General features: G+C 58.4%; 25 protein-coding genes and 1 tRNA gene. 10 read left to right on the top strand and 16 right to left on the bottom strand.

The features are described 5' to 3' along the window. Positions 1-304 precede the first annotated feature (304 nt). A complete protein-coding gene (locus tag FHT73_RS20890; protein ID WP_183714490.1) occupies positions 305-1,417 on the bottom strand; it encodes an acyltransferase family protein in 1,113 nt (370 codons plus the stop codon). A 200-nt stretch (positions 1,418-1,617) separates the two neighbouring features. Beyond that, positions 1,618-2,814 carry an acyltransferase gene (locus tag FHT73_RS20895; protein ID WP_246712190.1) on the bottom strand — a complete coding sequence of 399 codons (1,197 nt, stop codon included), beginning with the start codon at positions 2,812-2,814 and terminating at the stop codon, positions 1,618-1,620. A gap of 3 nt (positions 2,815-2,817) precedes the next feature. Between FHT73_RS20895 and FHT73_RS20900 the strand changes: the two genes are divergently transcribed. Together FHT73_RS20900 and FHT73_RS20905 are read left to right on the top strand one after the other, a co-directional pair. Further along, on the top strand, positions 2,818-3,084 hold the full coding sequence (locus FHT73_RS20900) for a phospholipase D-like domain-containing protein (RefSeq protein WP_183714495.1): 267 nt from the start codon (positions 2,818-2,820) through the stop codon (positions 3,082-3,084). Between the two features lie 43 nt (positions 3,085-3,127). Next, positions 3,128-3,376, top strand: coding sequence for a hypothetical protein (locus tag FHT73_RS20905; RefSeq protein WP_183714498.1), 249 nt, complete (start codon positions 3,128-3,130; stop codon positions 3,374-3,376). Positions 3,377-3,465: 89 nt separating this feature from the next. Here FHT73_RS20905 and FHT73_RS20910 read toward each other — a convergent pair whose 3' ends face one another. The 7 genes from FHT73_RS20910 to cpdR1 form a co-directional block, all read right to left on the bottom strand. Further along, positions 3,466-3,945, bottom strand: a complete 480-nt coding sequence (locus tag FHT73_RS20910; protein ID WP_183714501.1) for a hypothetical protein — start codon at positions 3,943-3,945, stop codon at positions 3,466-3,468. Between the two features lie 519 nt (positions 3,946-4,464). Beyond that, positions 4,465-4,977 (bottom strand): hypothetical protein, encoded by a 513-nt coding sequence (locus tag FHT73_RS20915; RefSeq protein ID WP_183714504.1) that lies wholly within the window; start codon positions 4,975-4,977, stop codon positions 4,465-4,467. Positions 4,978-4,996: 19 nt separating this feature from the next. Further along, complete coding sequence (locus FHT73_RS20920; protein ID WP_183714507.1) at positions 4,997-5,440, bottom strand: hypothetical protein; 444 nt, start codon at positions 5,438-5,440, stop codon at positions 4,997-4,999. 46 nt (positions 5,441-5,486) lie between these two features. Next, positions 5,487-5,729: a hypothetical protein gene (locus FHT73_RS20925; RefSeq protein ID WP_183714510.1), complete on the bottom strand. Its 243-nt coding sequence runs from the start codon at positions 5,727-5,729 to the stop codon at positions 5,487-5,489. Then, positions 5,726-6,229, bottom strand: a complete 504-nt coding sequence (locus FHT73_RS20930) for a hypothetical protein (protein WP_183714513.1) — start codon at positions 6,227-6,229, stop codon at positions 5,726-5,728. The genes FHT73_RS20925 and FHT73_RS20930 overlap by 4 nt, the downstream gene beginning before the upstream one ends. Before the next feature lie 125 nt (positions 6,230-6,354). Next, positions 6,355-6,429, bottom strand: a tRNA-Val gene (locus tag FHT73_RS20935). A gap of 84 nt (positions 6,430-6,513) precedes the next feature. Then, on the bottom strand, positions 6,514-6,876 hold the full coding sequence (cpdR1, locus tag FHT73_RS20940) for a response regulator CpdR1 (protein WP_004117561.1): 363 nt from the start codon (positions 6,874-6,876) through the stop codon (positions 6,514-6,516). Positions 6,877-7,148: 272 nt separating this feature from the next. Here cpdR1 and FHT73_RS20945 point away from each other — a divergent pair, with 272 nt between their 5' ends. Both FHT73_RS20945 and hisN read left to right on the top strand, forming a co-directional pair. After that, on the top strand, positions 7,149-8,048 hold the full coding sequence (locus FHT73_RS20945; RefSeq protein ID WP_246712182.1) for an N-formylglutamate amidohydrolase: 900 nt from the start codon (positions 7,149-7,151) through the stop codon (positions 8,046-8,048). 340 nt (positions 8,049-8,388) lie between these two features. Beyond that, complete coding sequence (gene hisN, locus FHT73_RS20950; RefSeq protein ID WP_183714516.1) at positions 8,389-9,162, top strand: histidinol-phosphatase; 774 nt, start codon at positions 8,389-8,391, stop codon at positions 9,160-9,162. Between the two features lie 5 nt (positions 9,163-9,167). Here hisN and FHT73_RS20955 read toward each other — a convergent pair whose 3' ends face one another. Continuing rightward, entirely contained in the window at positions 9,168-10,142 is a 975-nt protein-coding gene (locus tag FHT73_RS20955; protein WP_183714519.1) for an alpha/beta hydrolase, read from the bottom strand. Between the two features lie 225 nt (positions 10,143-10,367). On the opposite strand from FHT73_RS20955, the gene FHT73_RS20960 reads away from it, so the two are divergent. Then, on the top strand, positions 10,368-11,102 hold the full coding sequence (locus FHT73_RS20960; RefSeq protein WP_183714749.1) for an SDR family oxidoreductase: 735 nt from the start codon (positions 10,368-10,370) through the stop codon (positions 11,100-11,102). Here FHT73_RS20960 and FHT73_RS20965 read toward each other — a convergent pair. The 3 genes from FHT73_RS20965 to FHT73_RS20975 all read right to left on the bottom strand — a co-directional run bounded on the left by FHT73_RS20965 (position 11,053) and on the right by FHT73_RS20975 (position 13,843). After that, entirely contained in the window at positions 11,053-11,991 is a 939-nt protein-coding gene (locus FHT73_RS20965) for a LysR family transcriptional regulator (RefSeq protein WP_183714522.1), read from the bottom strand. The two genes, FHT73_RS20960 and FHT73_RS20965, sit on opposite strands and share 50 nt — an antisense overlap. Before the next feature lie 172 nt (positions 11,992-12,163). Next, entirely contained in the window at positions 12,164-13,231 is a 1,068-nt protein-coding gene (locus FHT73_RS20970) for a cyclic nucleotide-gated ion channel (RefSeq protein ID WP_112335137.1), read from the bottom strand. Between the two features lie 132 nt (positions 13,232-13,363). After that, entirely contained in the window at positions 13,364-13,843 is a 480-nt protein-coding gene (locus FHT73_RS20975) for an Lrp/AsnC family transcriptional regulator (RefSeq protein WP_112602719.1), read from the bottom strand. 130 nt (positions 13,844-13,973) lie between these two features. On the opposite strand from FHT73_RS20975, the gene FHT73_RS20980 reads away from it, so the two are divergent. After that, on the top strand, positions 13,974-14,390 hold the full coding sequence (locus tag FHT73_RS20980) for a DUF2000 domain-containing protein (protein ID WP_183714525.1): 417 nt from the start codon (positions 13,974-13,976) through the stop codon (positions 14,388-14,390). Positions 14,391-14,745: 355 nt separating this feature from the next. Beyond that, positions 14,746-15,210: an Hsp20 family protein gene (locus FHT73_RS20985; RefSeq protein ID WP_015341097.1), complete on the top strand. Its 465-nt coding sequence runs from the start codon at positions 14,746-14,748 to the stop codon at positions 15,208-15,210. A 131-nt stretch (positions 15,211-15,341) separates the two neighbouring features. On the opposite strand, the gene FHT73_RS20990 is transcribed toward FHT73_RS20985, so the two are convergent. Then, a complete protein-coding gene (locus FHT73_RS20990; protein WP_183714528.1) occupies positions 15,342-16,361 on the bottom strand; it encodes a bile acid:sodium symporter family protein in 1,020 nt (339 codons plus the stop codon). 106 nt (positions 16,362-16,467) lie between these two features. On the opposite strand from FHT73_RS20990, the gene FHT73_RS20995 reads away from it, so the two are divergent. Beyond that, on the top strand, positions 16,468-17,325 hold the full coding sequence (locus FHT73_RS20995; protein WP_183714531.1) for a LysR family transcriptional regulator: 858 nt from the start codon (positions 16,468-16,470) through the stop codon (positions 17,323-17,325). Between the two features lie 367 nt (positions 17,326-17,692). Here FHT73_RS20995 and FHT73_RS21000 read toward each other — a convergent pair whose 3' ends face one another. Then, positions 17,693-18,739, bottom strand: a complete 1,047-nt coding sequence (locus FHT73_RS21000) for a low specificity L-threonine aldolase (protein WP_183714534.1) — start codon at positions 18,737-18,739, stop codon at positions 17,693-17,695. A gap of 566 nt (positions 18,740-19,305) precedes the next feature. Here FHT73_RS21000 and gltB point away from each other — a divergent pair. Both gltB and FHT73_RS21010 read left to right on the top strand, forming a co-directional pair. Beyond that, on the top strand, positions 19,306-24,030 hold the full coding sequence (gltB, locus tag FHT73_RS21005; protein WP_183714537.1) for a glutamate synthase large subunit: 4,725 nt from the start codon (positions 19,306-19,308) through the stop codon (positions 24,028-24,030). Between the two features lie 177 nt (positions 24,031-24,207). Next, positions 24,208-25,662, top strand: coding sequence for a glutamate synthase subunit beta (locus FHT73_RS21010; RefSeq protein ID WP_183714540.1), 1,455 nt, complete (start codon positions 24,208-24,210; stop codon positions 25,660-25,662). A 64-nt stretch (positions 25,663-25,726) separates the two neighbouring features. Here the strand turns inward: FHT73_RS21010 and FHT73_RS21015 are convergent, their stop codons facing one another. Further along, positions 25,727-26,476: an aminoacyl--tRNA ligase-related protein gene (locus FHT73_RS21015; RefSeq protein WP_183714543.1), complete on the bottom strand. Its 750-nt coding sequence runs from the start codon at positions 26,474-26,476 to the stop codon at positions 25,727-25,729. Positions 26,477-26,519: the final 43 nt, after the last annotated feature.

Here is a 26,519-nt window from a genome sequence, read left to right on the forward strand (position 1 = left end):
TCTACCAGTCTGAATGAATGCCCTGCCCGGTGGGGCCAGGCAGGGCGGCTACGTAGCACTGTCGCGCGAGTCGGGGCCGAACTGGAGTTCAGTAACTTGCGCAGTATAAAAGTATCACTCGATATTGATCTTGTGAATAGGCTGAATAATCTCAGCATAAGCGCAGTATCGCTCACATGATTGTCACATTGAGCCGAATATGTCCGCCTATTAATAGGGGTATCCTTTGCCCGGCGCTCAGATCTGCGATTTCGCTGTGCCTCGCCAGCAGGAGCAATACCATGATGGGACCTGTTTTCTGATCTCACGCGATTTTGGAAATCGAAACCTTCAAGCCGTGGAGCGCTTCCTTCAGCAAGATTGGGATTGCAATCGAGACGACCAAACCGAACAGAATATAGAGGGGAACAGTCTCATCTTGCTGAAAGCGGTAGTAGGGGTCGGAAATATCCGAAAGGCTGATGCGGCCGAGCGCAACAAAAAGTAGGTTCAGCAGGAAGAACCCGAACATATGGTTGAGCAATATCGCATAGGAGTTTTGCCCAATGAAGGAGAGTATCCTGGCGGCCCGACTCCTGGTGAGTGCCTCTGAGATCGCGTAGAAGATGATGATCCCGAATATGCTTGTGATCATGGGCGTCACAAAATTGGGGAACGACATGATCTGCATCGAGAAAAAGACGTTGTAGTTCCTGAAAATGAAGCCCTCGATCACGAAGCAGATCGCTGCTACGGCCAACGGGAGCGCGGGGGATGAAGGCAAGCGATCCTGAAATCTCCCGAAAAGCGAACCGAGATAGTAGAAGCCGCATCCCAAGAGGAAGCGTAGCAAGACGATCTCGACTTTATGGCCGGCGACAATGATATGCCGATCTTGATCCTGGACGTCGCCATAGAGCAACGTAGCGACATAAATGCTTGCCGCCGCAGCGCCTACATAAAGCACGCCACATACCGATCTCGTAATTGCGGGGCCGATCAGCCGGCTTGCGATGCTGTGCGTCCACACGTGGATGATGTGGAAATAGAGGTAGATGAGGATATAGGCGCCGATGAACCAATACGCAGCCGTCAGATATCCGCCAAACAGAAAGGTCCTTAAGATTGCTGACGGGTTTGGAGCGCCGCCGCCAAACGGCAGTCCTAATTGATGAAATACGGACAGCGTCACGAAGTCGTAAAAAATAGCGGCCGCCAGAGCTGGAAAAATCATCCTTGAGAACAGTTTTGCCGTGATTTGAAAGATGCTTTCGATCTTGTCATCGCGGTAAAAGATGCCCGAGATAAAGAAAAACAAAGGCATATGGTAGGAATAGACTGGCAAAATTTTGATGCCGATATCGGTTCCCACATGTCCGGCCACCACTGCGATGATGCCCAGTCCCCTTAGAATGTCTATTGCTTCATCACGCTGCACTTCAAACCCGTAAAGCTATTCTGGCTCCTTTTATTCGATCTAGGGTAATGTCGCGCGCCGGCAAGAAACTAATAGAGACCCGCCTGAGATTGATTTTCTCAGCGGTAAAGATTTCCGAACGGTCATCCGGCCAACTTTCCTAGGATTTCCATGAAACCGAAACTCGTCCCGAATGCCGCGTGTTTACCCGAAGTCGATGGCTACGCGGCCGCCTGCACAGTCCCCCTACTAATTTTCAAGCGCCGGTTATTCTCGATATACCGATAGCTTAGATGCGCCGCGAAAAGTGCCGCGGCCAATGTCGCAGGGAATGCTATTGCGAAAGCCACAGACGACGGCAAGCTTACGGATTGCCTTCCTAAAAGTCGAAATGACACTTCGCGAGCTACGATGATGATTGGGAGATGGCAGAGATACAAAGAATAGGATCTGTTTCCGACCCATTGAAGAAGCGATCCAGCTCGTCCTTTGGAGATTCCTCCGTCAGGCAACGAAATGGAGACCGCTACGGCTGATGCAGCCGCCAATAGCGGGATTGACCAGTTGAGGTCCAACATTGTGGGGAGCGCGCAAATTAGCGCGATCGCCAGCACGCAAACCAAGATTCTTGTCCGATAGGAAAGCTGAGCGACGAGGGTGGCCACTCGGTCGTGGTGGATTGCCAGCAGTACTCCGACGATCAAGCCTTGGGGGCGTAGCACCCAAGGCAAAGAAAATGCTCCATTAATAAGAAAATAGTTGGCTACGACCGAGATAATAAGAATTGCCAGAAATGCCTTCGCGAGGCGCGAATATGTGAAGATAAAGGCAAGGATGGCGAATAGAAGATAAAACTGCTCTTCCAGAGATAAGCTCCAAAAGACGCCGTTGAAATCTGGATTCATGCAACTGATGCCGATCCTGTGCGTAACGACACAATGCGACCAATAAAAGTTGGATGTCGCCGTGAGGGCGGTTGCTGCGCTCATTAACGCTGTCCCGAGTGTGCCGGGATAGGAGACGCTTATCGTGCACAGTGACAGCACGGTCGAAAATGCAATCCAGAACCACGCGGCCGGCGCAAGCCTGTTAAAGCGCCGTATCCAAAAGTCCTTAAGCGCCGATCCACTTAACTTGTGGCCGATTCCCCAGTCGCCTCTACTGATGAGCGATCGAGCAATCACAAAGCCGGATATGACGAAAAACAAATCAACGCCGGACCAGAAGCCGGCATAATTAAAGATGCCGTGGTACCACTCGGGAGTCGGAAGTCGGCTTCGATAGTGCTGTAAAAATACCATCAGCACTGCAATGCCGCGCAGCGCTTGAATGTCCCTGTTCTTTTCCATCAGTCGGCTCCAGATCTTGATCGTTGAATACTCGATCATCTGATGGATGGGCAACCGATCAGCCGTCATCGGTTGCAATCTCGACTCCGACTGCTCGAAGCCGCTGGCGTTTCGGTCTGGATCGATTTCGAGCCCGCGATCGCGCATAACAAGATCATCGTGATCGACGGACGCCTGACGATAGGCGGGTCCTACAATTACACAGCCGCGGCGCAGAAGCGGAATGCGGAGAACGTGACCTTCACGGAGAGCCGAGAGCTCGCCCACGAATATCTGGGGAATTGGGATAGCCGGCTGAAGGTGTCGAGAGCTTTCGAAGGGCATGGCCTGGACAACTGAGCTCATGTAAAAAGCCGGAAGGCTCAGCCGAAAAGGTCAGGCAATGCAGGCGGCAATTGGGTTTATCAATCGCATTATCGCGTTTACGTTGGCTTTCGCGATTATGGCACTTCTAATCCTGATCGCGGCCTCCTTTTTGGCGCTGATTGTTGCCGCGCAGGTTGTTTGCCCTTTTGCTCAATGCACTGGCGAGCCACAGGATCTCTGGGGATATGCGGTGCTTTTCAGTATCGCTGGTATTCCGACAATTTTGCTTTTGGCCTTGATGTTTTACTTCTATCGCCGGCGTTGACAGAGCGCCTGCTGCCTTCGCGGCCCGGATGATGCGTTCGATATCGGTGCCGCGATTCCAATAATCACATTGTTGTCTCCGGCATTCCGCTATTGTGACATCTCATTCTCATGGTCAGGACGCTTCGCAATGCGCCAAAGCGCTTGAAGGACAGCCAAAACCGGTGCCGCAAAAGCCATCATCCCGAAGTATGCTGCGTAGTAGATGTTTGCAAAGGGCCCATGGACTCCCATTAAGACTTCACCATCCATGCACCTATGAACGTCTGTCGCTATGGTGAGATCCTCGCACCCCGTCCGGAGAAAAATAAGCGTTAAACCATTCCATAAAACCAGAGCCGGCAGAGCGTGCCGCAGCCACTGGCGGGCCGCTTCCAGGTTAAAGGTCAAAGGACGAATTTCCATGTGGCGTAGCGGATCCGTGCCAATTTGAAGCCTCCGTAAGATAAAAGCCAGCACGATGAAGATGATTGTCGCTACGACCTGCGAGACCAACAGCGTGAGAAAAAATGCTATCGGGGGCGCCAGCAAATATACCGCACCGGCAACGATGAAGGCCGCGAGAGCCATGCAACTGCCCGTAGATCCAAAGGTTAGCCCTTTGCGAGTAATCAACGACCAAAGGAAAGAGATCACGGCCACAATTGTCACAAGCCAAGCAATTGGACCGACTACCCAGGGAAAGTGAGCCCAAGGTCTAGGGATAAGGAATTCTATAGTCACGGGAATGGCAATGGCCGCGACGAAGTAGATCCACGGGGGTGGTGTTGGGCGAGAAGCGTTAGTTTTACGAGGCTTTCTTCGCGTCTTTATCGCCGGCCGCCGCGGCTTCGCCATTGTCAGCTCTCCATGCTTAATATCATTTGTAGGGGATTCGGCGGGAATGTCGATGGCGATAACTCGCCTTATGATTACAGATGCTCAACCCGCCGGGGCATTACCCTTCCAAGTTCTCCGACCCATCTGGCGCCAGCCGAGTCGCTCGTTCGACGCCGAGCCTTTCGGAATTTGGATCGATCGTCACGACCAGCATCCCCAGATCGAGCTGCACCACGGCGCCAGTAGCCTTCGCGGTCCGGATGACGCGGTCTATGTCGGCTTCGGAATCCGCTTTCGTCTCGTTTTTGGCATTGTCTTTGAAGGCGGTTTCTTTGGCTCGGGTCGCTTGGTAGCGGCTTGAATCGATCTTAGGATCGATTGATGCAGCTCTTCTGCTTTTTGGTCGGCAACATCATCCCAGAACTTTGTCGCATCCTGCCATTCTTCCCATAGTTTCAAAGGTGGGCCAGTTGGGTCGATTTCTCGCACGATGAGTGCCCAGCCAGAGAACCAAGCGCTTTCTCCAACAAAATATCGGCGTTGGATGGAATAGAAACTCGGTTTTCCAAGCATACCGTCCACGATAGTGTCGCCGACGTTGGGACAAGATCCGTAGTAGGAGAGAGGATAGCAGGACAGCTCCTCAAGTTTTCCTTCAGCATTAATTTTCAGAAGCCGGACTTCGACGCGAGGGCGTTCCCCAACCTCTGATTTCAGCAAAGAGCCTAAATCCGTATCGGCAATTATGTCAGGGCTTGCGCCTTGCTTCTTCTTTGGCGTCATTGCCGGCATTCCTGTTAAATCACAGCGTGACGTACTTTCGCCAATGAGCTTCCAAAGACTTCCAATCCGCCAAGCCTTTCGCCGTTAGGCTGATCTCATCATCTTTGAATTTTTCACCCGATTGATGGGAAACCTCTATGTAGCCCCGCTCCGACAGCTTCTTTTGCGTTAGCGGCCCGAACGAGCGCAACGTGCAGGAATAAACTTTAGAACCGACACCGGCCTCGATTAAGCGTCTCATTGCAAATTCCTCTCGATGATCCAGTGGCGGCTGGATTGGCTCGGGCGGCGTGCTCAATACGGTATCCCATGGATTCTCTTCGAGTGGCGCTTCTAAACCAGGCTGAGGCACGACCCGGACGATGATCCCATCAAACTCCTGTTCGATGGTAACGCCAAACTTTTTCGCGACTTTCGCCATACGATTGAGTTCAGCCTCTTTGATCAAAGCCTTGCGTGTCATATGTCCTACCTGCTGCCATCGAGGCAATTGAATGGATCTGGCGCCATCAAGCCGTCATTGTCCAGTCCTCGTCATCGATCGCAGTTTGATCGCCGTCCTGGGGCCATTCAAGCATTGCCACCTCGATCTCGCTCACAATCCAGATCTTGCGCGTGTGCCATTTGCGTGGAGGCGGCAGTGCCCCTTCCTCGACCATTTTGTCGACGGTGTTGACACTTACGCCGATCGATAGCGCGAGCTCGGCCCGGTTGAGACCAAGGCGAGGCACTGAGCGAAGATCGGATGTCATGACTGCACTGATGAAGGCTTTGTGCTTTTTGGTCGTCCACGCGGCTTTTTAGCGGCAAGCCGCTCTCTCAGCCTGTCTGTGTCAGCCTCGCTCCACTGTGAAACGCTCGGTGCTCCGTTGACGGAAATCTTTGCTTTCGGCTTGGCTCCCTCGATGATCGCGTCGATATCTTCCGGCATCAGGAACATAGCCTTTCCGATGATTCGGCACGCGCCGAGCTTGCGCGCTTTCTCACGAAGCGTTCGCTCAGAGACCGCTATCCCTTTTGATTGCAGTATAGCCACCGCGGCGTGAGGCGTCAGGGCCTCAGACAGCTTTAATCTGTTCTCCGCGTCGGCAGCCATTGGTTTCTCGTCAGGCTCTATCACAGGAGGCGGCGACACGCGCTGGCGCTTCTGTCTTTCCTCAGCAGCATCTAGGCGAGCTTGTCTGCGAGCAAGAGCACGAACAAAATTTAACAAGGCTTCCTGTGTTTTGTCCGGCAACTCAGAAACTTCCATAATTGTCCTCAGTTATCCCGTGCAAAAGATCGGCCTTGAGGTGCATAGGTTTGTCGAACCTATGGAGCACTATGCAAAAAGGGCTTCCGGTTTCCCGAAAGCCCTTACTGTACAACGAATTAGGATGGTGGGCGTGACAGGGATTGAACCTGTGACCCCTACGATGTCAACGTAGTGCTCTCCCGCTGAGCTACACGCCCATCCGATGGCGGCGCATAGATCACAAAACCTTGGTGGCCGTCAATAGGCTTTTTTTCGGTTTTGTGACGTTGCCGCCGAAAGCCCTACGCGGCAAGGAGTTTGTTGACTTCATCGACGAGTTCGCGGAGGTGGAAAGGCTTGGAAAGGACCTTGGCATCCTTCGGCGCCTTCGAATCGGGGTTCAGCGCGACGGCGGCAAAGCCGGTGATGAACATCACCTTCAGGTCCGGATCGAGTTCGGTGGCGCGCCGCGCTAGCTCGATACCGTCCATCTCAGGCATGACGATGTCAGTCAAAAGCAGCGAGAACGGCTCTTCGCGCAGCCGGTCGTAAGCGCTGGCTCCATTGTCAAAGGACAAGACCTTGTAGCCGGCTTTTTCGAGTGCCTTCACGAGAAAGCGACGCATGTCGTTGTCGTCTTCGGCAAGAAGTATCTTCTGGGTCATCATCTCTATCGCTAATCAACTTTGTCTTGTTGGACTCGTCCAGCGTTTAGGGTACCGCGGCGCCGTAAACAAGCCGTGAATGGTCAGCCAAAACGCGCCGTTCCAGCATTTGTTCGAAGCATAGGTGCATTCCACGAAAACGTCCTGCGTTTTCGCTGACCGGGCATCCGAGAATCCGAATACGGTGTTTTGGATTAAGGCCATTTCGCTCAAGTTACTATGGACTTGCGGTCATGCAACTGGCAACATGATTACTGCGACAAGTTGTTGACATGGTAAAGACGTTGATGTCCGCGGAAATGCGTAGTTTCGAGATTTTCGAGGTATTGGAACCCGCTTCCCAGACGATACCGTTTGTCTACAGTTCACCTCACAGCGGTCGCATCTACCCTCCCGATTTCATCGCCCAGTCCCGCCTGCAGGGCATCGCTATCCGCCGCTCGGAAGATCACTATGTTGACGAGCTCTTCTGTGCGGCGAGCGCGCTTGGGGCGCCGTTGCTGCTCGCCAATTTCCCGCGCGCCTATATCGACGTGAATCGCGAGCCCTATGAGCTCGATCCGCGCATGTTCGATGGCGCGTTACCCTCCTATGCCAACATCAATTCGCTGCGGGTCGCCGGCGGCCTTGGCACGATTCCGCGAATCGTCGCCGAAAACATGGAGATCTATGCGCGCCGCGTGCCGGTCGAGGACGCGCTGAAGCGCATCGACACCATCTACAAGCCCTATCATGCCACGTTGCGGCGGCTGATCGCACGCACCCATGTCAAATTCGGCTTCGGCGTACTGGTCGATTGTCATTCGATGCCGGGCAATATCCGTATTGCTGGCAGTAACATGCGGCCGGATTTCATCCTCGGCGATCGCTACGGCACCAGCGCCTCGGCGGAGCTTTCGCGCGCCGCCATGCAGATCCTCGAGGAGATGGGCTTCAACGCGGTGCGCAACAAGCCCTATGCCGGCGGTTTCATCACCGAGCATTATGGCCGCCCGTCGCGCGGGCTGCATGCCCTGCAGATCGAGGTCAATCGCTCTCTCTATGTCGACGAGACGACGCTCGAGAAGCGCCCGGATTTCGACAAGGTCGCCGCCGCCATCACGCTCTTCATGAAGCGCATGGCCGAACATGTGGAATCCTACACGGGCGATCCGGCGCTGGCTGCCGAATAGCGATCACCATTCTCTCTAGCAAGCGTGGAAGGCCGTGGTTCTGCGCTGGCTGTTTCGCCGCGCCTTAACTCCAGACCCAGCAAAAAAGAACCGCGCTCGTGGCGCGGCTAAGTCTAGGGAGGAAACACCCAAGGAGGGTATTTACAGTCAGAAGACTGTAGCTGGATATTGATCTCGCACTGCACAAATGTCAAGCATTTTATTGCGGTGCAAAATATTTAGGCAAGTTTGAAAACTCTGCCTGATCGGCAGGCACTGCGCACATTGCGTCATCATCCGGTTTGCTTCATCGGCTATATGCGCTATGGATCGCTCATCCCATCACCTAATCGGATTGACCATGCTCCCCGATCGCTCGTTCTTCTATCGTCTGGCTGAAGCGGCCAAGGCCGAAACCCTGCCGCGTTTTCGTGCCGGCATCGACGTGGTCAACAAGGAAGCCACGGGCTTTGATCCCGTGACGGAAGGGGACCGTGCCGCTGAAGAGGCGATTCGCGCGCTGATCGAGGCCGAATTCCCCGAACATGGCATTCTTGGCGAGGAGCATGGCAATGTCGGGCTCGATCGCGAGCATGTCTGGGTCATCGATCCGATCGACGGCACGCGCGCCTTCATCTCGGGTGTCCCGGTCTGGGGAACGCTGATCGGCCTGCAGAAGAACGGCCGCGCCGTCATGGGGATGATCGATCAGCCCTTTACGGGCGAGCGCTATTTTGCCGATGGCAATGGCGCTACCTATTCCGGTCCGGACGGCGAGAGGCGGTTGCGGGTCCGCGATTGCGGTAGCCTCTCCAATGCGATCCTTTTTACCACCTCGCCGCATCTCTTCGCCGGCGACGAGCTTGCCAAATATCGCGAGATCGAAAGTCAGGTGCGCCTCTTCCGCTACGGGTGCGATTGCTATGCCTATGCGCTGCTGGCGGCCGGTCATATCGATCTCGTCATCGAGAATTCGCTGAAACCCTATGATGTCGGCGGCATCATTCCGGTCATCGAGCAGGCAGGCGGCATCATGACCACCTGGGATGGCGGCCGTCCGGAAATGGGCGGAACCATCATCGCAGCCGGCAGCCGCGCCGTTTACGAGCAGGCTCTGGCAGTTCTATCCCGCTAAGTCCTTCAGGCTTCGGCCTCAATCTCATAGGCATTGCTTTCGGCATCGCTGCCGGGGATGAAGGCGTGGATCGCGGCAAGTGCCTGATTGCGATAGACATCCCGTTCCTGCAGGATTTCATGCTTGGCGCCGTGAATCGGTACCAGCTGTGCGGCGCGGAAATAGCGCGACAACCGCTCCTGATCGGCATAAGGCACGACGCCATCGCGCGTCGGCGCAATCAAGACGGTAGGGACCTGAATTGAAAACAGGTGTTCGGGCCTGTTGACCCGTTCGATCGCCCGCAAGGCCTGCGACAGCCAGCGTGCGGTCGGCGGTCCCAGGGAAAGCTGCGGATAGGCGGTGCCGATGCCGATGTTGCGCCGGTAGCGCTGCTCGTCCGTGGTCAATGGGTTTTCGGCAAACGGTCTTTCCTTGAACTTCTTGCTGAACTGCATGCGGCCCAGGCCGATGCCGCTGACCGCACCGGAGAGGAAGCGGATAAAGCCGGGGGAGGCGCCGTGGCCGGTCAGGCCGATGAAGGGGGCGGACAGCACCATGCGCTCAATTCGGCTTGTAAGCCTTGGCGCGGCAGACAGGGCAATCAGTCCGCCCGTCGAATGGGCAAGCAGAAAGAAGGGCAGGCGTGTATCCGGCAGGACAATCTTGTCGAGGAAGGCGGTCAAATCCCGCTCATAATCGGAAAAATGGCGGATATGGCCGCGCAGCGGGTCTTTCAGCAGCCGCTCGGATCCGCCCTGGCCACGCAGATCGAAGGTCGCGACCCACAGGCCCTTGGCTGTGAGGTCGCGGATCGTCTCGAAATATTTCTCGATGAATTCGTTACGGCCCTGCAGCAGCACAACGGTTCCCTTGGCAACCGGCTGCTCGCAACGGAAGACGGCATAGCGCAGCTTGCGGCCGTCGAAACTTTCGAAGAATCCTTCGGTGCGGTTTTCCGGCACCGGATTGTCTGCTGTGGAATAGAGGACCGAATCCATGACGGTGTCGCGCCTCGCTGACCAATGTCTCACCTCAAGGGGATAGCGCAGCCCCATGGAATTGCAACAGGTTTGTTGGCGGTTCCGGCAATCGAATCCGGTGTGCCCAAAGACGATAATCCTGCATCGGAGATGCCGATGGTGCCATCGGTTTTCTCCGTTTCATCTTCTTGAGCAGCTTTGCGAATGTTCGGGCGTGGTCATCACCTGCTGGAATCAAAAGACATGCCAATCACTGAAATTGCGAATTCGAGAATTCTTATTGTCGGCGGCAGCTCCGGAATGGGACTGGCGCTGGCGCACCGCGCGCTTGCCGCTGGAGCCGAGGTCATCATTGCTGGGCGCGATCCGGATAGGCTGAAGCGCGCTTGCGCAGAACTCCAAAGCCCATCGGTTTCAGTTGAAACAGTCGATATCACGCAAGAATGCCAAGTCGCCGGTCTGTTTGAGCGCATCGGCCGGCTCGACCATATCGTAAGCACCGCCGCCGATATTGAGGGCGCTTACGAGCTACTGCCTTCGCTGGACCTCAGGGCTGCGCAGAGGGTCGTGGAAAGTAAATTCTACGGTCCGCTGCTGCTTGCGAAATATGGGTCGCCCTTACTCTCTGCCACGGGCTCCATCACGTTCACGTCAGGCATTGCCGCTTATCGTCCGGCGGCAAGAGGGTCGGTGGTTGCTGCCGTCAATGCCGGTCTGGAAGGGCTGGTTCGCGCACTCGCCGTCGAGTTGGCGCCCATTCGTGTAAACGCCGTTTCACCTGGCTGGGTCGATACGCCCATCTGGACGTTCGTTGCCGGTGATCGGAAAGAAGAAACACTGGGCGCGATGGCAAAACGGCTGTTGGTCGGACGAGTGGGACAACCGGAGGACATCGCCGATGCTATCAGCTTCCTGATGTGTAACGCCTTCACAACGGGAACGATACTGCATGTCGAGGGCGGACATCGGCTGATTTAGCGGATGCAAAGCCGGTGCTTGCGAACGCCAGTACAAGCTTCAAAGCTGGTGGTTGAACACGCCTGCGCCGCCAGATCATTACAAGCGAGGCTGTCCGCATCGGCCCCGGCCAGGGCATTTCACCGATTTCGCCACGATGGAGTGCGTCCGCAACGGCAAACCGCGGAACCAAGCTCGAGCCCGTACCGGCTGCCACGAGCCGCGCAATGGTGCCGATGCTGCCGACTTCGGCGGCGAGCTTCGGTGCCGCCGTTCCTGCCGCTTGGAATGCCTTGTCGAAGAGGTGCCGATAGACGCAGCCGACCTCGGTTGCCACGAAGTTCATCGAAGCAAGTGCTGCCAGATCGCTTGTCTTCGATGATGGCTTCTGTGCAGGAGGGGTAATGAGGATCAGGGGCTCCGTCGATATCGCTCGCTTTGCGAGGCGTTCATCGACCTCGCCCCTGTCAAAGCAGAAGGCGACATCGATCTCACCGGTTTCGAGCTTGCGCAATAGATCGCCACTGCCGGCAATCTTCACCCGCAGATCGATATCGGGATGATCACGCTGAAAGGCCGGCAACCATTGCGGAAGCTTGATGGAAGCAATAGTCTCGAGCGCGCCGATCGTCACAGTGCCCGCCGCAGCCGCCGAAACTGCTTCAACGGCAGCGCGCGCCTCGTTGGCGATTGCCAGTAATTCCTCGGCATAGGGTCTCAATGCCTCGCCAGCTGCCGTCAGCTCCAGGCCCGATCGCGACCGGATAAAAAGCGCCGTGCCCAATTCGGCTTCGAGCGACTGGATCTGATCACTCACGCTCGATTGCGCGAGATGGACCTCTTCGGCTGCGCGGGTGAAGTTCCGGTTCCGCGCGACCGCCAGGAATGTCTTGAGTAATCGGGGGTGCATCGAGCCGTGCCGTGCCGAACGAGTGTGACAAGCGTCATCTAATGCGAGACGACGCCAATACGACTCAGGCTGCCACATCCCTTGTATCGACGTCAATTCGCTATGGGATGGCCAGCGGTATGCGCAATTTTATTGTGCCCTCGGAGGCGCCTGCTGCGTGATTTCGATCGCGTCAAGCCTTCGGTGCCGCACCGCGCCGCTCCAGTGCGGTCTGGCGAATGATCTCGGCGATCTCGGGGCTGCTGCTCGAGAGCATCTGGAAATCCGATGAATAGAGCGATAGCAGCGAGACCTCGGTCGCAGCGCTGACGGTTGCCGAGCGGGGCTCGCCGGTGATCAACGCCATCTCGCCGAAGAAGCTGCCGGAGCCAAGTTCCACCGGGTTCGGTGTGGCGACGCTGACGCGGCCCTCGACGATGAAATACATCTGATCGCCGGCCTCGCCCTTGCGGCAGATGATGCCGCCGGCCGGCACGACGCGAGGTCTCAGCGCCCGTACGATCTCGATGAGGGCGCCTGAACCGAGCTTCTGGAACAACGGCACTCCCGCCACCAGCTGCCAGTTGCGCACGAAGTCCTGGCGGCGAACCTCTTCGTAGAAACCGGTGGCGAGAATGCCGGCCCATAAGGCAAAGATGCCGATACCGCACATCATGACCAGCCCGGCAAGGGTGCGGCCGGCGAGACTTTGCGGGATCTCGTCGCCATAGCCCGTGGTCGACAGCGTCGTCACGGCCCACCACATTGCGAGGGGAATGCTGCCGAACTTGTCAGGCTGGACGTCGCGTTCGATGATGTAAGCGGCAAGCGCTGCGGCGAACAGAACGATGCCGAAAATCGAGGTGACGCCGATCAGGTTGCGTGCCTCCTTGGTCAGGACCCTGCCCAGCAGCCGGAAGAAGGTCGAACCGCGCAGCGGCTTCAAAAGCCAGATGGTGCAATAGAGGCTTTGATCGCGCCCGCGAATGAGAAGGAAAGCGGCCAAAGGGACCAGAACGGCAAGCATATCGACGGCGATTTCCGGTATCCTGCCGCGAACGTCCCTTGCGCGGTGCATGACCAGCGTCTCGATCAATTGCAGGACATAGACGGCCCAGATGCCGGCAAGCACGAGTTCCAGAATGAGCCTCGTTTGTCCGACGATATCAGGCGTCGTAAGCACCGCCACCGTCAACAGACCGATTGCAGCCAGAAGCGTATTCAGCGATGAGGAAATCTTCGAGAAAGAGAGCGCCGACATTTTATACCCCGGGCAATACCCTAGGGTGGGCAGCCACTTGCCCGAGAATAGGATGGCTTCGATCCAAACGTAAAGAGGCACATGGGCGCGCTATTTCCTCCATAGCGCACCTGGCATCCGTGCCTTGCGCTGCTATCGCTGGCCGACCCCAAGCGGAAAGCCCTTGAAAGGCTTGATTTCCTTCAGCACGAAGGTGGTCTCCATCTCCTTGATGCGTGGCAGGCGACGCACCACAGACATGGCGAAATCGGCATAGCTGTCGAGATCGGCGGCCACCACCTGCAGCAGGAAATCCGCGTCGCCGGCGATGCTGTAGCAGGCCACGACCTCGTTGAGTTTCAGCACGTCATGGGAGAACTCCTCGGCTTCCGCCTCACTGTGGCTGTCGATCTTGACCCTGATGAAGGCAAGGACGCCGAGGCCGATCTGGCGCCTGTCGAGCGCGGCCGTATAACCCTGGATAACGCCAGTTTCTTCCAGCTGGCGCACGCGTCGCCAGCACGGAGATGTCGAGAGCCCGACTTCGGATGAAAGCGCTTGGTTCGTCAGGCGCCCATCCTTCTGAAGGGCGCCGAGAATCTTCAAATCGATGGGCTCAAGAGCGTCAGGCATATCTAACCTTTTATCTGCAGATATTAGGTAGATCCTACCATATTATTCAAATGCGCGGCAATGAAAGGCAAGATTATCCCCGGTGCGCGAGATATCCTGCGATCCCATTTGTCAACAGCAGCAGGTCTCCATGCTTCCCGATATCCGTATTGCCATCGTCATCAATCCGGCACTGCCGCTTGGGCTGATCGCCAATACCGTCGGCGCTATCTCTATCGGGTTGGGCGCAAAGTTTCCCTCGCTCGCGGCAAGGCAATTGACCGACAGGGAGGCTCGTACCATCGACATCAGTTCGAACATGCCCGTCCCGATACTGCAGGCGGATGCGGAAACCATACGATCTCTGTTGCTGAAGACCTTGCCGGTAGAAAACGACCGCGCGATCGTTCCCTTTCCTGCCTTTGCCCGCTCGCTGCACGATTACAGGGAGTATGAGGTGACGTTTCCAAATCGCGATCTTGCTGATGAGGCGATCGACGGTCTCGGGTTGGCGGGGCCTTCGAAATGGGTGAAGTCGCTTACTGGGTCGCTGAAGTTGCTGCGGTAGTGTCCGCAAAGAAAAAAGGCCGGCTGGCGGAGATAGAGAGATCCGCTTCGCCGGCCGAGCAAGGACTGAAGAAGAAGGGACGATACACTTCAGTCATCGGACGATGGTCTTCCGATGGTTTGGAGATTAGGCCAGCCAGCCTGAACGGGTTCCGAACTATCCGTTCATCTGCGGTTCACGCGGTGATTTTCTGCAAAATGAGGGTTGCGGCACTCGGGGCTTGAACTCCGGAAAAGTGATCCCCATCTCTTTTTTGCGGGTGCCAAACGGGCTCGCAGAACCGTCCCGAGGCCGCCCCGAGTGGGGTCATGGGACAAGAATTGAAATCGCAATTGTCGCTCACAGGAGGACTTCCATGCGTCACGTAGACTTCTCTCCCCTTTACCGTTCCACCGTCGGTTTCGACCGTCTGTTCACCATGCTCGACAGCCTTGGCCAGCCGGATCAGGCCCAGACCTATCCGCCCTACAATATCGAGCGCACGGGTGAAAACACCTATCGCATCACCATGGCCGTTGCCGGTTTCGATGAAAAGGAACTGAGCATCGAGGCCCACGCCCATGTCCTTCAGGTCAAGGGCGAAAAGAGCGAAGAGCCGGCTGAAACCAGCGAATATCTCTATCGCGGTATCGCCAAGCGTGCCTTCGAGCGTCGTTTCCAGCTTGCCGACCATGTCGAGGTTCAGGCCGCTTCACTGAAGAACGGTCTGTTGCACATCGATCTGCTGCGCAACATTCCCGAAGCCATGAAGCCCCGCCGGATCTCCATCGCGGCCGAGCCCGTTGAAACCCCGAAGGCCATCGAGGCTCACATCAACTAAGTGCGGCTGACGGTCTTGGACCGTCATGCTGGGCTGGCGGTCTCTGGCCGCCCAGCTCCTGATCCTCCCAAGATCAAAGAAGCGGCGCTCCATCTCGGGGCGCCGCTTTCGTTTGCGTGGTGTCAGAGGGCTCAGGCCGCGTTGGTGGCTTCGCCGGATTTTGCGCCAGCCTTTGCAGCCTCGCGCCGCTTGGCGGCGTCGGCATATTTCTGGGCGAGCACCGCGCACGTCATCAGCTGGATCTGATGGAACAGCATGAGTGGCAGCACGATGGCGCCGATACTTTGGCCGGCGAAGATAACGTTGGCCATAGGCACGCCGCTTGCCAGCGACTTCTTCGAGCCGCAGAAGGTGATGGTGATCTCATCGGATTTTTCAAAACCCAGGGCACGGCTGCCGAACATGGTGATACAAATCACCATCGCCAGGAGCACCGTGTTTGCGATGATGACTGTGACGATATCGAGGACGGAGAAGGTATGCCACAGTCCTTCCACCACGGCCTCGCTGAAGGCTGAATAGACGACCATGAGGATCGAGCCGCGATCGACCGGCATGAGGATCTTCTTCTTCGAACGGATCCAATCGCCGATCCATGGCTGCAGCAGCTGGCCGGCGATGAAGGGGGCGAGCAGCTGCAGCATGATCTGCCACAAAACATCCCAGGAAAAGCCCCCGCCCTGGCCGCCGACCGAAAACAGGACGCCGACGAGCAGCGGCGTCAGGAACATGCCGAAGATGTTGGAGGCCGACGCCGAGCAGATGGCTGCCGGCACATTGCCGCCGGCGATGGACGTGAAGGCAATAGAGGACTGCACGGTCGACGGCAGCACGCTCAAAAACAGCATGCCGGTATAGAGCGATACGGGCAGGATGCTGTTCGGAACGATTTGACCCATGGCCAGTACCAGCAGCGGAAAGATGCCGAAGGTCGTCAAAAGGATGACGAGATGCAGCCGCCAGTGCAGCATGCCGGCGATGACGACATCGCGCGACAGGCGCGCGCCATGCAGGAAGAACAAAAGGCCAATGGCGACGTTGGTGGCAATGCCGAAATAATGAGCGCTGGTCCCCTGCACCGGAAAGAAGGATGCCGTCAGGACGGTGAGCACCAGCAGCATGGTGAAGGTGTCTGGAAGAAAGCGGCGCATCGTGCATACCCCGATCGCATTGCAGTTTTTAGGATTACTCCTTGCAGATAGACCTATTGCGATACACGATGCAAGGAATAACAGTTATCGTAATACAGGATAAGCCATGCTTGATCTCACACAGCTACGCAGCTTCGTCGCCGTCGAGCAGATGGGCAGCTTCACGCTTGCCGCGGAGCGGTTGGGGCTCGGGCAATCGACCGTCAGCCAGCATATACAGCGGCTGGAAGCAGAGCTCGGGCGAAAGCTTTTGGCGCGCGATACGCATCGTGTCGTCCTGACTGGTGATGGCGAGGCGCTACTCGGCCATGCGCGCCAGATGCTGTCGATCGAAGCGGAGGTGCAGCAGCTTTTTGCCGGCAACAGCCTGCGCGGCAGTCTCCGGTTCGGGGTTTCCGAGGATTTCGTCACCAGCCAGCTCCCGGACGTATTGGAGGAGTTCGTGCGTTCGCATCCCTCCGTCGATCTCGAGCTGACGGTCGCGCTCAGTGGCGTGCTTTATGAAATGCAGGATAATGGCGATCTCGATCTGGTGCTCGCCAAGCGCCGGCTCGGCGATGCGAGGGGCAAGCTCGTCTACCGCGAGCCGCTGGTCTGGCTGGCGCGCGACCCGGATCGCATCCGCAAGCTTGCGGGACCGTTGCCGCTGATCGCCTTTCCCACACCGAGCGTTACGCGCGCGGTCGCGCTGGAGGCACTACGCCGGCAGCAGATGCCCTGGCGCATCGTCTGCACCTGCGGCAGCCTGAGCGGCCTGACAGCGGCGGCGCGCGCGGGCATGGGTGTTCTCGTGCAGCCGAAAAGCATGGCGCCGGCGGGATTGCTGGAGATCGCGCCGGGCTGGCTGCCCGTCCTCGAAGATGTCGAATTCGTCCTCGTGCCGCGCAAGGGCGCGGACCAACTTCTGGTTAACGCGCTCTCTGACGACATCCTCTCCAAGGTTCGGGGCCCCCGACCAAACTAACGACGAAATCGCCTATCAGCGATCATGGAAAGTCGTTTCCCATCATGCAGAAGGGATCCGGATTTATTTTGCCGGCTGATTTATTCTGCGCCCGTTTTCAGGCGGAAGTCAGCTTCCTCTGCTATCTCAGGTGGTGATGGGGGAGTTGCGGAGGAATAGTCGTCCGATGATATACGGTGCCATCTTCATTTCCGGGCTTGTCGCCTGCGTCGTGGCAATGATGATGACTATACACAACGCACCGGCATCCGATCGCGACGATCTATCGAACTTCGCAATGATCGCCCATCGGAATCAAAACTGACCCTTTCTGGCATTGTGAGCGCCGTCCGGCCGTGAAGTCGGCTCCGGCGCTCTTTTCATGCGGTCAACCCAGGCAAGCAAGGAAATTTCCCACATCGGCCTCGGTGGTGGCGAAGCTGGTCACGAGGCGGATCAGCGTTTCATCGCCGCCGACGAGATCCGGCTGCGATTCCGGGATCGGCCATTCGTAGAACTTCGCTCCCTTGTCTTCGGCCGCCTTGGCTGCGGATTTTGGGATGATCGCAAAAACCTCGTTCGAGGCAGTCGGCCACGCGAGACGGGCGCCGTGAACCTTTTCGAGGCCAGCGCGCAGCCGATCGGCCATCTCATTGGAGTGGCGGGCGATATCGAGCCAGAGGTCGTCCTGGAAATAGCCGTCGAACTGGGCGGCGATGAAGCGCGATTTGGAGAAGAGCTGGGCGGCGCGCTTGCGGATGAAATGCATCTCCTTCGCCTTCTCAGGATCGAAGATGACGATCGCCTCGGCGCACCAGCAGCCGTTTTTGGTGCCGCCGAAGGAGAGGATATCGACGCCGCGCTTCCATGTCATCTCGGCCGGCGTCGTGCCGAGCGCAACGAGGGCGTTGGCGAAACGCGCGCCATCCATATGCAGCGGCAGGCCGTTCGCCTTGGCGATGGCAGCGATGGCGTCGATCTCGGCAAGCGAATAGACCGTGCCGATTTCCGTCGCTTGCGTGATCGTCACGGCGGCGGCGCGGCCGTGATGCACGGCATCCTGCGGGAAGCGGGCAATTTTCGCAGCAAGGGCCTTTGGATCGATCTTGCCGGCCTCGCCCTTGACCGTTGCCAGACGCGCGCTGCTGAAGAAGTCCGGTGAACCGCATTCGTCCTCGGCTACATGCGCCTCGCTGTGGCAAAAGGTGATGCCACCCGGCTTCTGGACGCTGGCGAGCGACAGGGAGTTGGCGGCGGAGCCCGTGGCGACGAAGAATACGGAGACTTCGCGCTCGAAAATCTCTGAAAACTTTGCCTCGACCTTCTGATCCAGTTCGCTCAAGCCATATGCTGTCGCAAAGCCTCCCGCCTCTGCGAGAAGACGTTCAGCGATCTTGGAATGGGCGCCGGCCCAATTATCGGAGGCAAAAAACATGAAGGTACACCGATTATAAGGAGTGAATTGCGGGAGAGATAAATAGTGCGGGGCGGACATTACGCCAATGCAAAAACCTATCAAGCGCATGAGTTTGAAGAATGCATCACAGAAATTGATCTACGCAATCAACAAATAAAATGATGCGCTGCAGCGAAACTTTATTGCTTGATTTATGCAACAAAGGCAATCTTACGTCTTCGGTTGACGAAATTTTGCCGTTTTGCTCTTGCGAAGGCAGAAGCTTTCTGGCATAGAGCTGATGAATTAGGACAGGGTTGCTGTCCTATTTTGGCCGCCAAGGCCGAAGATGCGCTAAGGGTCCTGACGATGTCGGGATTTCGAGCTATAGTTACCGGGAGCATGTCCCTTTCAGCCTTTCGGGCGGTGGGCAATGCGGCGGTGGAATAGCAGGACGCGAAACGCTGACGACGGGCTCCATATAAGGAGCCGCGGTTCGCGGCCGGATCTTCACAATGCAACAGCGCAGTCGCGCGTCGGCCCCGGAAACGGACCGCGCGGGACGAAGGAGCGCCCGCGATGCGGGCCTTATCGGAGGGAAGACCATGACGAACAGGACGACGTTGACGAGTTTTGACCAGACCGCTGCAGCCAATGCTGCCGCGACGGCCAAGACGTCGAAACGCGCTGTCGGCTTCCCGCCGAAACAGGGCCTCTACGATCCGCGCAACGAGCACGACGCCTGCGGCGTCGGCTTCGTCGCGCATATGAAGGGCCAGAAGTCGCACCAGATCGTGCGCGACGGCCTGTTCATTCTCGAAAACCTGACACATCGCGGTGCCGTCGGCGCAGATCCGCTGATGGGCGATGGCGCGGGCATTCTCGTGCAGATCCCCGATCGCTTCTTCCGCGAGGAGATGGCCAAGCAGGGCGTCGTCCTGCCGAAGGCTGGCGAGTATGGCGTCGGCCATTTCTTCCTGCCGCGCGACGAGGCGCTGATCGAGCATTTCAAGACTGCGATCAAGCAGGTTGTCGCCGAGGAAGGCCAAGTGCTGCTCGGCTTCCGCGATGTGCCTGTCGATAACTCTTCGCTGTCGAAGGCGCCTGACATTGCCGCCACCGAGCCGCACCATGTGCAGGTCTTCATCGGCGCCGGCCGTGACGCCGGCACGAACGAGGAGTTCGAGCGTCGTCTCTTTACCCTGCGCAAGGTGATCTCCAACCGCATCTATGCGGAATACGAGGGCGAGGAGAGCAGTTTCTACCCCGTCTCGCTGTCGAGCTCGACCATCGTCTACAAGGGCATGTTCCTCGCCTATCAGGTGGGCGCCTATTATAAGGACCTCTCCGACCCGCGTTTCGAGACGGCGGTTGCCCTCGTGCATCAGCGTTTCTCGACGAACACCTTCCCGTCGTGGAAGCTTGCGCACCCCTACCGCATGGTTGCGCATAACGGCGAAATCAACACGCTGCGCGGCAACGTCAACTGGATGGCAGCGCGCCAGGCATCGGTGTCCTCGCCGCTGTTCGGCGACGATATCTCCAAGCTCTGGCCGATCTCCTATGAGGGACAGTCGGACACGGCCTGTTTCGACAACGCGCTCGAATTCCTCGTGCGCGGTGGATACTCCCTTGCGCATGCCATGATGATGCTCATTCCCGAGGCATGGGCCGGCAACCAGCTGATGGCGCCGGAACGCAAGGCATTCTACGAATATCATGCCGCCCTGATGGAGCCATGGGATGGCCCGGCCGCCGTCGCTTTCACCGATGGCAAGCAGATCGGCGCGACGCTCGACCGTAACGGCCTGCGTCCGGCCCGCTATCTCGTCACCAACGACGACCGCATTATCATGGCGTCCGAAGCCGGCGTTCTGCCTGTCGAGGAAGAGAAGATCATCCAGAAGTGGCGCCTGCAACCGGGCAAGATGCTGCTGATCGACATGGAAAAGGGCCGCATCATCTCCGACGACGAGGTGAAGTCGGAACTTGCCAGCAAGCATCCCTATCGCAGCTGGCTGAACCGCACGCAGCTGATCCTGGAAGACCTGAAGCCGGTGGAGCCGCGCGCGCTGCGCCGCGACGTGTCGCTGCTCGATCGCCAGCAGGCTTTCGGCTATACGACCGAGGACACCAAGCTCCTGATGTCGCCGATGGCGACGACGGGTCAGGAAGCCGTTGGCTCCATGGGCACGGATACGCCGATCTCGGCCATGTCGGACAAGCCGAAGCTGCTCTACACCTACTTCAAACAGAACTTCGCGCAGGTGACGAACCCGCCGATCGATCCGATCCGCGAGGAGCTCGTCATGAGCCTCGTGTCGTTCATCGGCCCGCGCCCGAACCTGCTCGATCATACCGGCATGGCCAACGCCAAGCGTCTGGAAGTGCGCCAGCCGATCCTGACCAACGGCGATCTCGAAAAGATCCGCTCGATCGGTCACACCGAGGATCGCTTCGACACCAAGACGCTCGACTTCACCTATGATGTCGAACGTGGCGCCGAAGGCATGCCCGAGATGCTCGACCGTCTCTGCGAGCGGGCGGAAGCGGCCGTTCGCGGCGGCTACAACATCATCGTGCTTTCCGACCGTCAGATCGGACCGGACCGCATCGCGATCCCGGCGCTGCTGGCGACGGCAGCCGTGCACCATCACCTGATCCGCAAGGGCCTGCGCACCTCGGTCGGTATCGTTGTCGAAACCGGCGAGCCGCGTGAAGTGCATCACTTCTGCCTGCTCGCCGGTTACGGCGCCGAGGCGATCAACCCGTATATGGCGTTCGACACGCTGCTTGACATGCATCAGCGCGGCGAATTCCCGAAGGAAGTGGATGCGACCGAAGTCGTCTACCGCTATATCAAGGCTGTCGGGAAGGGCATCCTCAAGGTCATGTCGAAGATGGGCATATCGACCTATCAGTCCTATTGCGGCGCGCAGATCTTCGATGCCGTGGGCTTGCAGCAGGAGCTGGTCGACAAGTACTTCTTCGGCACCGCAACCATGATCGAAGGCATCGGCCTCGAAACGATCGCCGAGGAAACCGTTGCCCGTCACAAGGCTGCTTTCGGCCGCGATCCGCTGCTCGCAAGCACGCTCGATATCGGTGGCGAATATGCCTACCGCATGCGTGGCGAAAGCCACGCCTGGACGCCCGATGCTGTGGCTGCCCTGCAGCATGCCGTGCGCGGGAATGCCGAGGATCGCTATCGCGAATTCTCCGAAATGGTCAACGAGTCGGCGCTCCGGATGAACACCATCCGTGGCCTCTTCAAGATCAAGGGTGCGGAAGCGCTCGGCCGCAAGCCGATCTCGATCGACGAGGTCGAGCCGGCTGCCGATATCGTCAAGCGCTTCTCGACAGGCGCCATGTCCTTCGGCTCCATCAGCCGCGAGGCGCATACGACGCTGGCGATTGCCATGAACCGCATCGGCGGCAAGTCGAACACCGGCGAAGGCGGCGAGGAAGCCGATCGCTACATGCCGCTCTTCGACGGCTCGCCGAACCCGGAACGTTCCGCCATCAAGCAGATCGCCTCCGGCCGTTTTGGCGTGACGACCGAATATCTGGTTAATGCTGATGTGCTGCAGATCAAGGTGGCGCAGGGCGCCAAGCCCGGCGAAGGCGGCCAGCTGCCCGGCCACAAGGTTGATGCTACGGTTGCCAAGACCCGGCACTCGACGCCGGGCGTCGGCCTGATCTCGCCGCCACCGCACCACGACATCTATTCGATCGAAGATCTGGCGCAGCTGATCTATGACCTGAAGAACGTCAACCCGACCTCGGATGTGTCGGTCAAGCTTGTTTCGGAAGTCGGCGTCGGCACGGTTGCCGCCGGCGTTGCCAAGGCGCGCGCCGATCACATCACCGTCTCGGGCTATGATGGCGGCACCGGCGCTTCGCCGCTGACCTCGCTGAAGCATGCCGGTTCGCCCTGGGAAATCGGCCTTGCCGAGACCCAGCAGACGCTGGTGCTGAACGGGCTGCGCTCGCGCATCGCCCTGCAGGTCGACGGCGGCCTGAAGACCGGTCGCGACGTCATCATCGGCGCGCTGCTCGGTGCCGACGAATTCGGCTTCGCCACCGCGCCGCTGATTGCGGCCGGCTGCATCATGATGCGCAAGTGCCACCTCAACACCTGTCCGGTTGGCGTCGCTACTCAGGACCCGGTTCTGCGCAAGCGCTTCAAGGGCGCGCCGGAGCATGTCATCAACTACTTCTTCTTCGTGGCCGAAGAAGTACGCGAGATCCTCGCCTCGCTTGGCGTTGCCAAGCTGGACGAGATCATCGGCGCCTCCGAGCTTCTGGAAAAGGACGAGATGCTCGCTCACTGGAAGGCGAGGGGCCTAGACTTCAGCCGCATCTTCCACAAGGTCGATGCGCCGAAGGAAGAGACCTACTGGACGACAGTGCAGAAGCACCCGATCGACGACATTCTCGACCGCAAGCTGATCGAGAAGGCGGAGCCGGCGCTTTCTTCGAAGACGCCTGTCGCTTTCGAAGTCGACATCAGGAATGTCGACCGTTCGGCCGGCGCCATGCTGTCGGGCGCGGTTGCCAAGCGCTATGGTCATCGTGGCCTGAAGGATGACACGATCAATGTCACCCTGAAGGGGACGGCGGGCCAATCCTTCGCGGCCTTCCTGGCACGGGGCGTCACCTTCAATCTGATCGGTGACGGCAATGACTATGTCGGCAAGGGCCTTTCGGGTGGCCGCATCATCATCCGTCCGCCGGAGAACTCGAAGATCGTCGCTGAGAACTCGATCATCGTCGGCAACACCGTGCTCTACGGTGCGACCGAGGGCGAGTGCTACTTCCGCGGTGTCGCGGGCGAGCGCTTCGCGGTCAGAAACTCGGGCGCGATCGCCGTCGTCGAAGGCGTAGGCGATCACGGCTGCGAATACATGACCGGCGGCGTCGTCGTGGTGCTCGGCGAAACCGGGCGCAACTTCGCGGCCGGCATGTCGGGCGGCGTGGCCTATGTGCTCGACGAAAAGGGCGATTTCGCGCGCCGCTGCAACATGGCGATGGTCGAGCTGGAGCCGGTTCCCGAGGAAGACGAGCTGCTGGAGAAGCTGCATCATCATGGTGGCGACATCATGCACAAGGGACGCGTCGACGTCTCAGATGACATGACGCGCCACGACGAAGAGCGTCTCTTCCAGCTGATTTCGAACCACTTCCACTATACGGGCTCGACGCGAGCCAAGGAGATCCTCGATCACTGGGCCGATTACCGCCCGAAATTCCGCAAGGTCATGCCGGTCGAATACCGCCGCGCCCTTGAGGAAATGGAGCGCAGCCGGATGAGCGTGGCGGCGGAGTAATCCGCCCCGGTTCTGAAACCAGTCGAGGGTTTCGCCTCGCATTGCGATCGCCGTCATGGCGATCGCGACTGTCGAATAGCGGAATCGGATTTGAATTAAAGTGCCGGACAGGGAAACCGAGATGACCTTCAGGCACGGGAGCCAGGAGCTCCTCTTTTAGAGTGAGGAAACGAAAGCATGGGCAAGGTAACAGGCTTCTTGGAAATCGACCGGCAGGTGGCGAAGTATCAGCCGGCGTCGGATCGCATCCGGCATTTCCGTGAATTCACGATCCCCATGTCGGACCAGGAAGTGCAGAAACAGGCAGCCCGCTGCATGGACTGTGGCATTCCCTATTGCCACGGCCCGACCGGCTGCCCGGTGCACAACCAGATCCCCGATTGGAACGACCTCGTCTACAACAACAATTGGGAACAGGCGATCCACAACCTGCATTCGACCAACAACTTCCCGGAATTCACCGGCCGCGTCTGCCCCGCACCCTGCGAGGAAGCCTGCACGCTGAACCTGGAAGATGCCCCGGTCGCGATCAAGACCGTAGAGCAGGCGATTGCCGACAAGGCCTATGAGCTCGGCTTCATCCGGCCGCAGCCGGCAACGGTTCACACCGGCAAGAAGGTCGCAATCATCGGCTCCGGCCCTGCCGGCATGGCTGCCGCTCAGCAGCTTGGCCGCGCAGGTCACGACGTCCACGTCTACGAGCGCGAAAGCAAGCCGGGCGGCCTGCTGCGCTATGGTATCCCGGATTTCAAGATGGAGAAGAACTTCATCGATCGCCGCGTCGAGCAGATGAAGGGCGAAGGCGTCACCTTCCATTGCGGCGTCAATGTTGGCGTCGATGTCAAGGTCGAACAGCTTCTGGCCGACCATGATGCCGTGCTCTATTGCGGCGGCTCGGAAACCCCGCGTGAAGCGGGCATTCCCGGCACGACGCTCGCAGGCGTCCATGACGCCATGCCCTATCTGGTGCAGCAGAACCGCCGCGTCGGCCGCGAAAACATCGACAGTGTCGGCTGGCCCGCCGATCCGATCCTGGCCGGCGGCAAGCATATCGTCGTCGTCGGTGGTGGCGACACGGCATCCGACTGCGTCGGCACGGCATTCCGCCAGGGTGCGGTGAAGGTGACCCAACTCGACATTCGTCCGCAGCCGCCGGAGAAGGAAGACAAGCTCGCCGTATGGCCCTTCTGGGCAACGAAGATGCGCACCTCTTCCTCGCAGGCCGAAGGTGCGGTTCGCGAATTCCAGGTGGCAACGCTCGAGTTCATCGGCGAAGACGGCGTGCTGACGGGCGTGAAGTGCTGCGAAGTCGACGATCGCCGCAAGCCGATTGCCGGGACAGAGTTTGTCATCCGCGCCGATCTCGCCTTCATCGCCATCGGCTTCCGCGGCCCGTTCACCGACGGCGTTCTCAAGGAAATGGACGGCAAGCTGACGTTGAATACCGACCGCCGCGGCTCGACCAACGTCGTTGCCAACGACAAGGACTATAAGACCTCGGTCGACAAGCTCTGGACGGCCGGGGACATTCGCCGCGGCCAGTCGCTGGTCGTCTGGGCGATCCGCGAGGGCCGTCAGGCCGCGCGCGCGATCGACGAGGCCTTGATGGGTTCGACGGTCCTGCCGGCCTAAGTTTCGCTGTCCTCTCGCGCAAAGTTGTTGAAGGCCGGGTTCGTTACAAACCCGGCCTTTGTCGTTACCGGCTTGCGGCGATGTTCCAGTTGTAGAGGCAGCGGTCGAGGCCGATGGCGATTTCGAGCACCGCGACGTCATGGTCTATCGCCGGCCCCTTCTTCGGGTGGCTGCGGTAGCGCTGCGGAAAGTCCGTTCGTCTCGAAATCGAGCAGACCTCCATCCATTTGTCGCCATTGTCGACCTCGATATCCATGGTGACCTCGGAATAGGCCGGAAGGCGATCGGACGGCACGATCCGTGTCGGCAGATGGATGACCGAGGCGATCATCCTGCGGACGGGTTCCAATGTTGCGGCGTGATAATCGTTGCCGCTATCGGCGGTGAAGGCGCATTGGAATTCGAGCTGCCAGAATTCCTTGAGCCTCACATGCTTGCTTGGCTGGTCCTGTTCCCGGCGGTACGATTTTCCGGCCTGCCAGACGCACAAGGGAAGCCGTGTTCTGGAATGATTTTCGAGAAGATGTTGCATGTAGGCGTAGGTTGACGGCGTCGTTTCGGGCCGGAGCACAAGTTCGGCTTCGGTGTTCGACATTCGCTCCTGCACCCATATGTCGGTGTTTGAGTAGGCGTCCGAGACGAGATTTCGCGGCATCAGGGTTGGAGCCTCGACCCTTCGTATATCCCAAGCGGGGTTTGTGGATCGCAGGAAGCTTGCCACTTCATCGGAAAAGAAGCGGACGAAATCGTCGCGCAGTTGAATGTCCCGCTCTTCCCAGTGAACGAGCGAATTGACGTTATAGATATTGAGCACGTGCCATTCTCCATGGGCAACGTTGATGTCTAGAGGTGAGGGC

Source organism: Rhizobium sp. BK098, from assembly GCF_014193155.1.
In the GTDB taxonomy this organism is placed as follows: Bacteria; Pseudomonadota; Alphaproteobacteria; order Rhizobiales; family Rhizobiaceae; genus Rhizobium.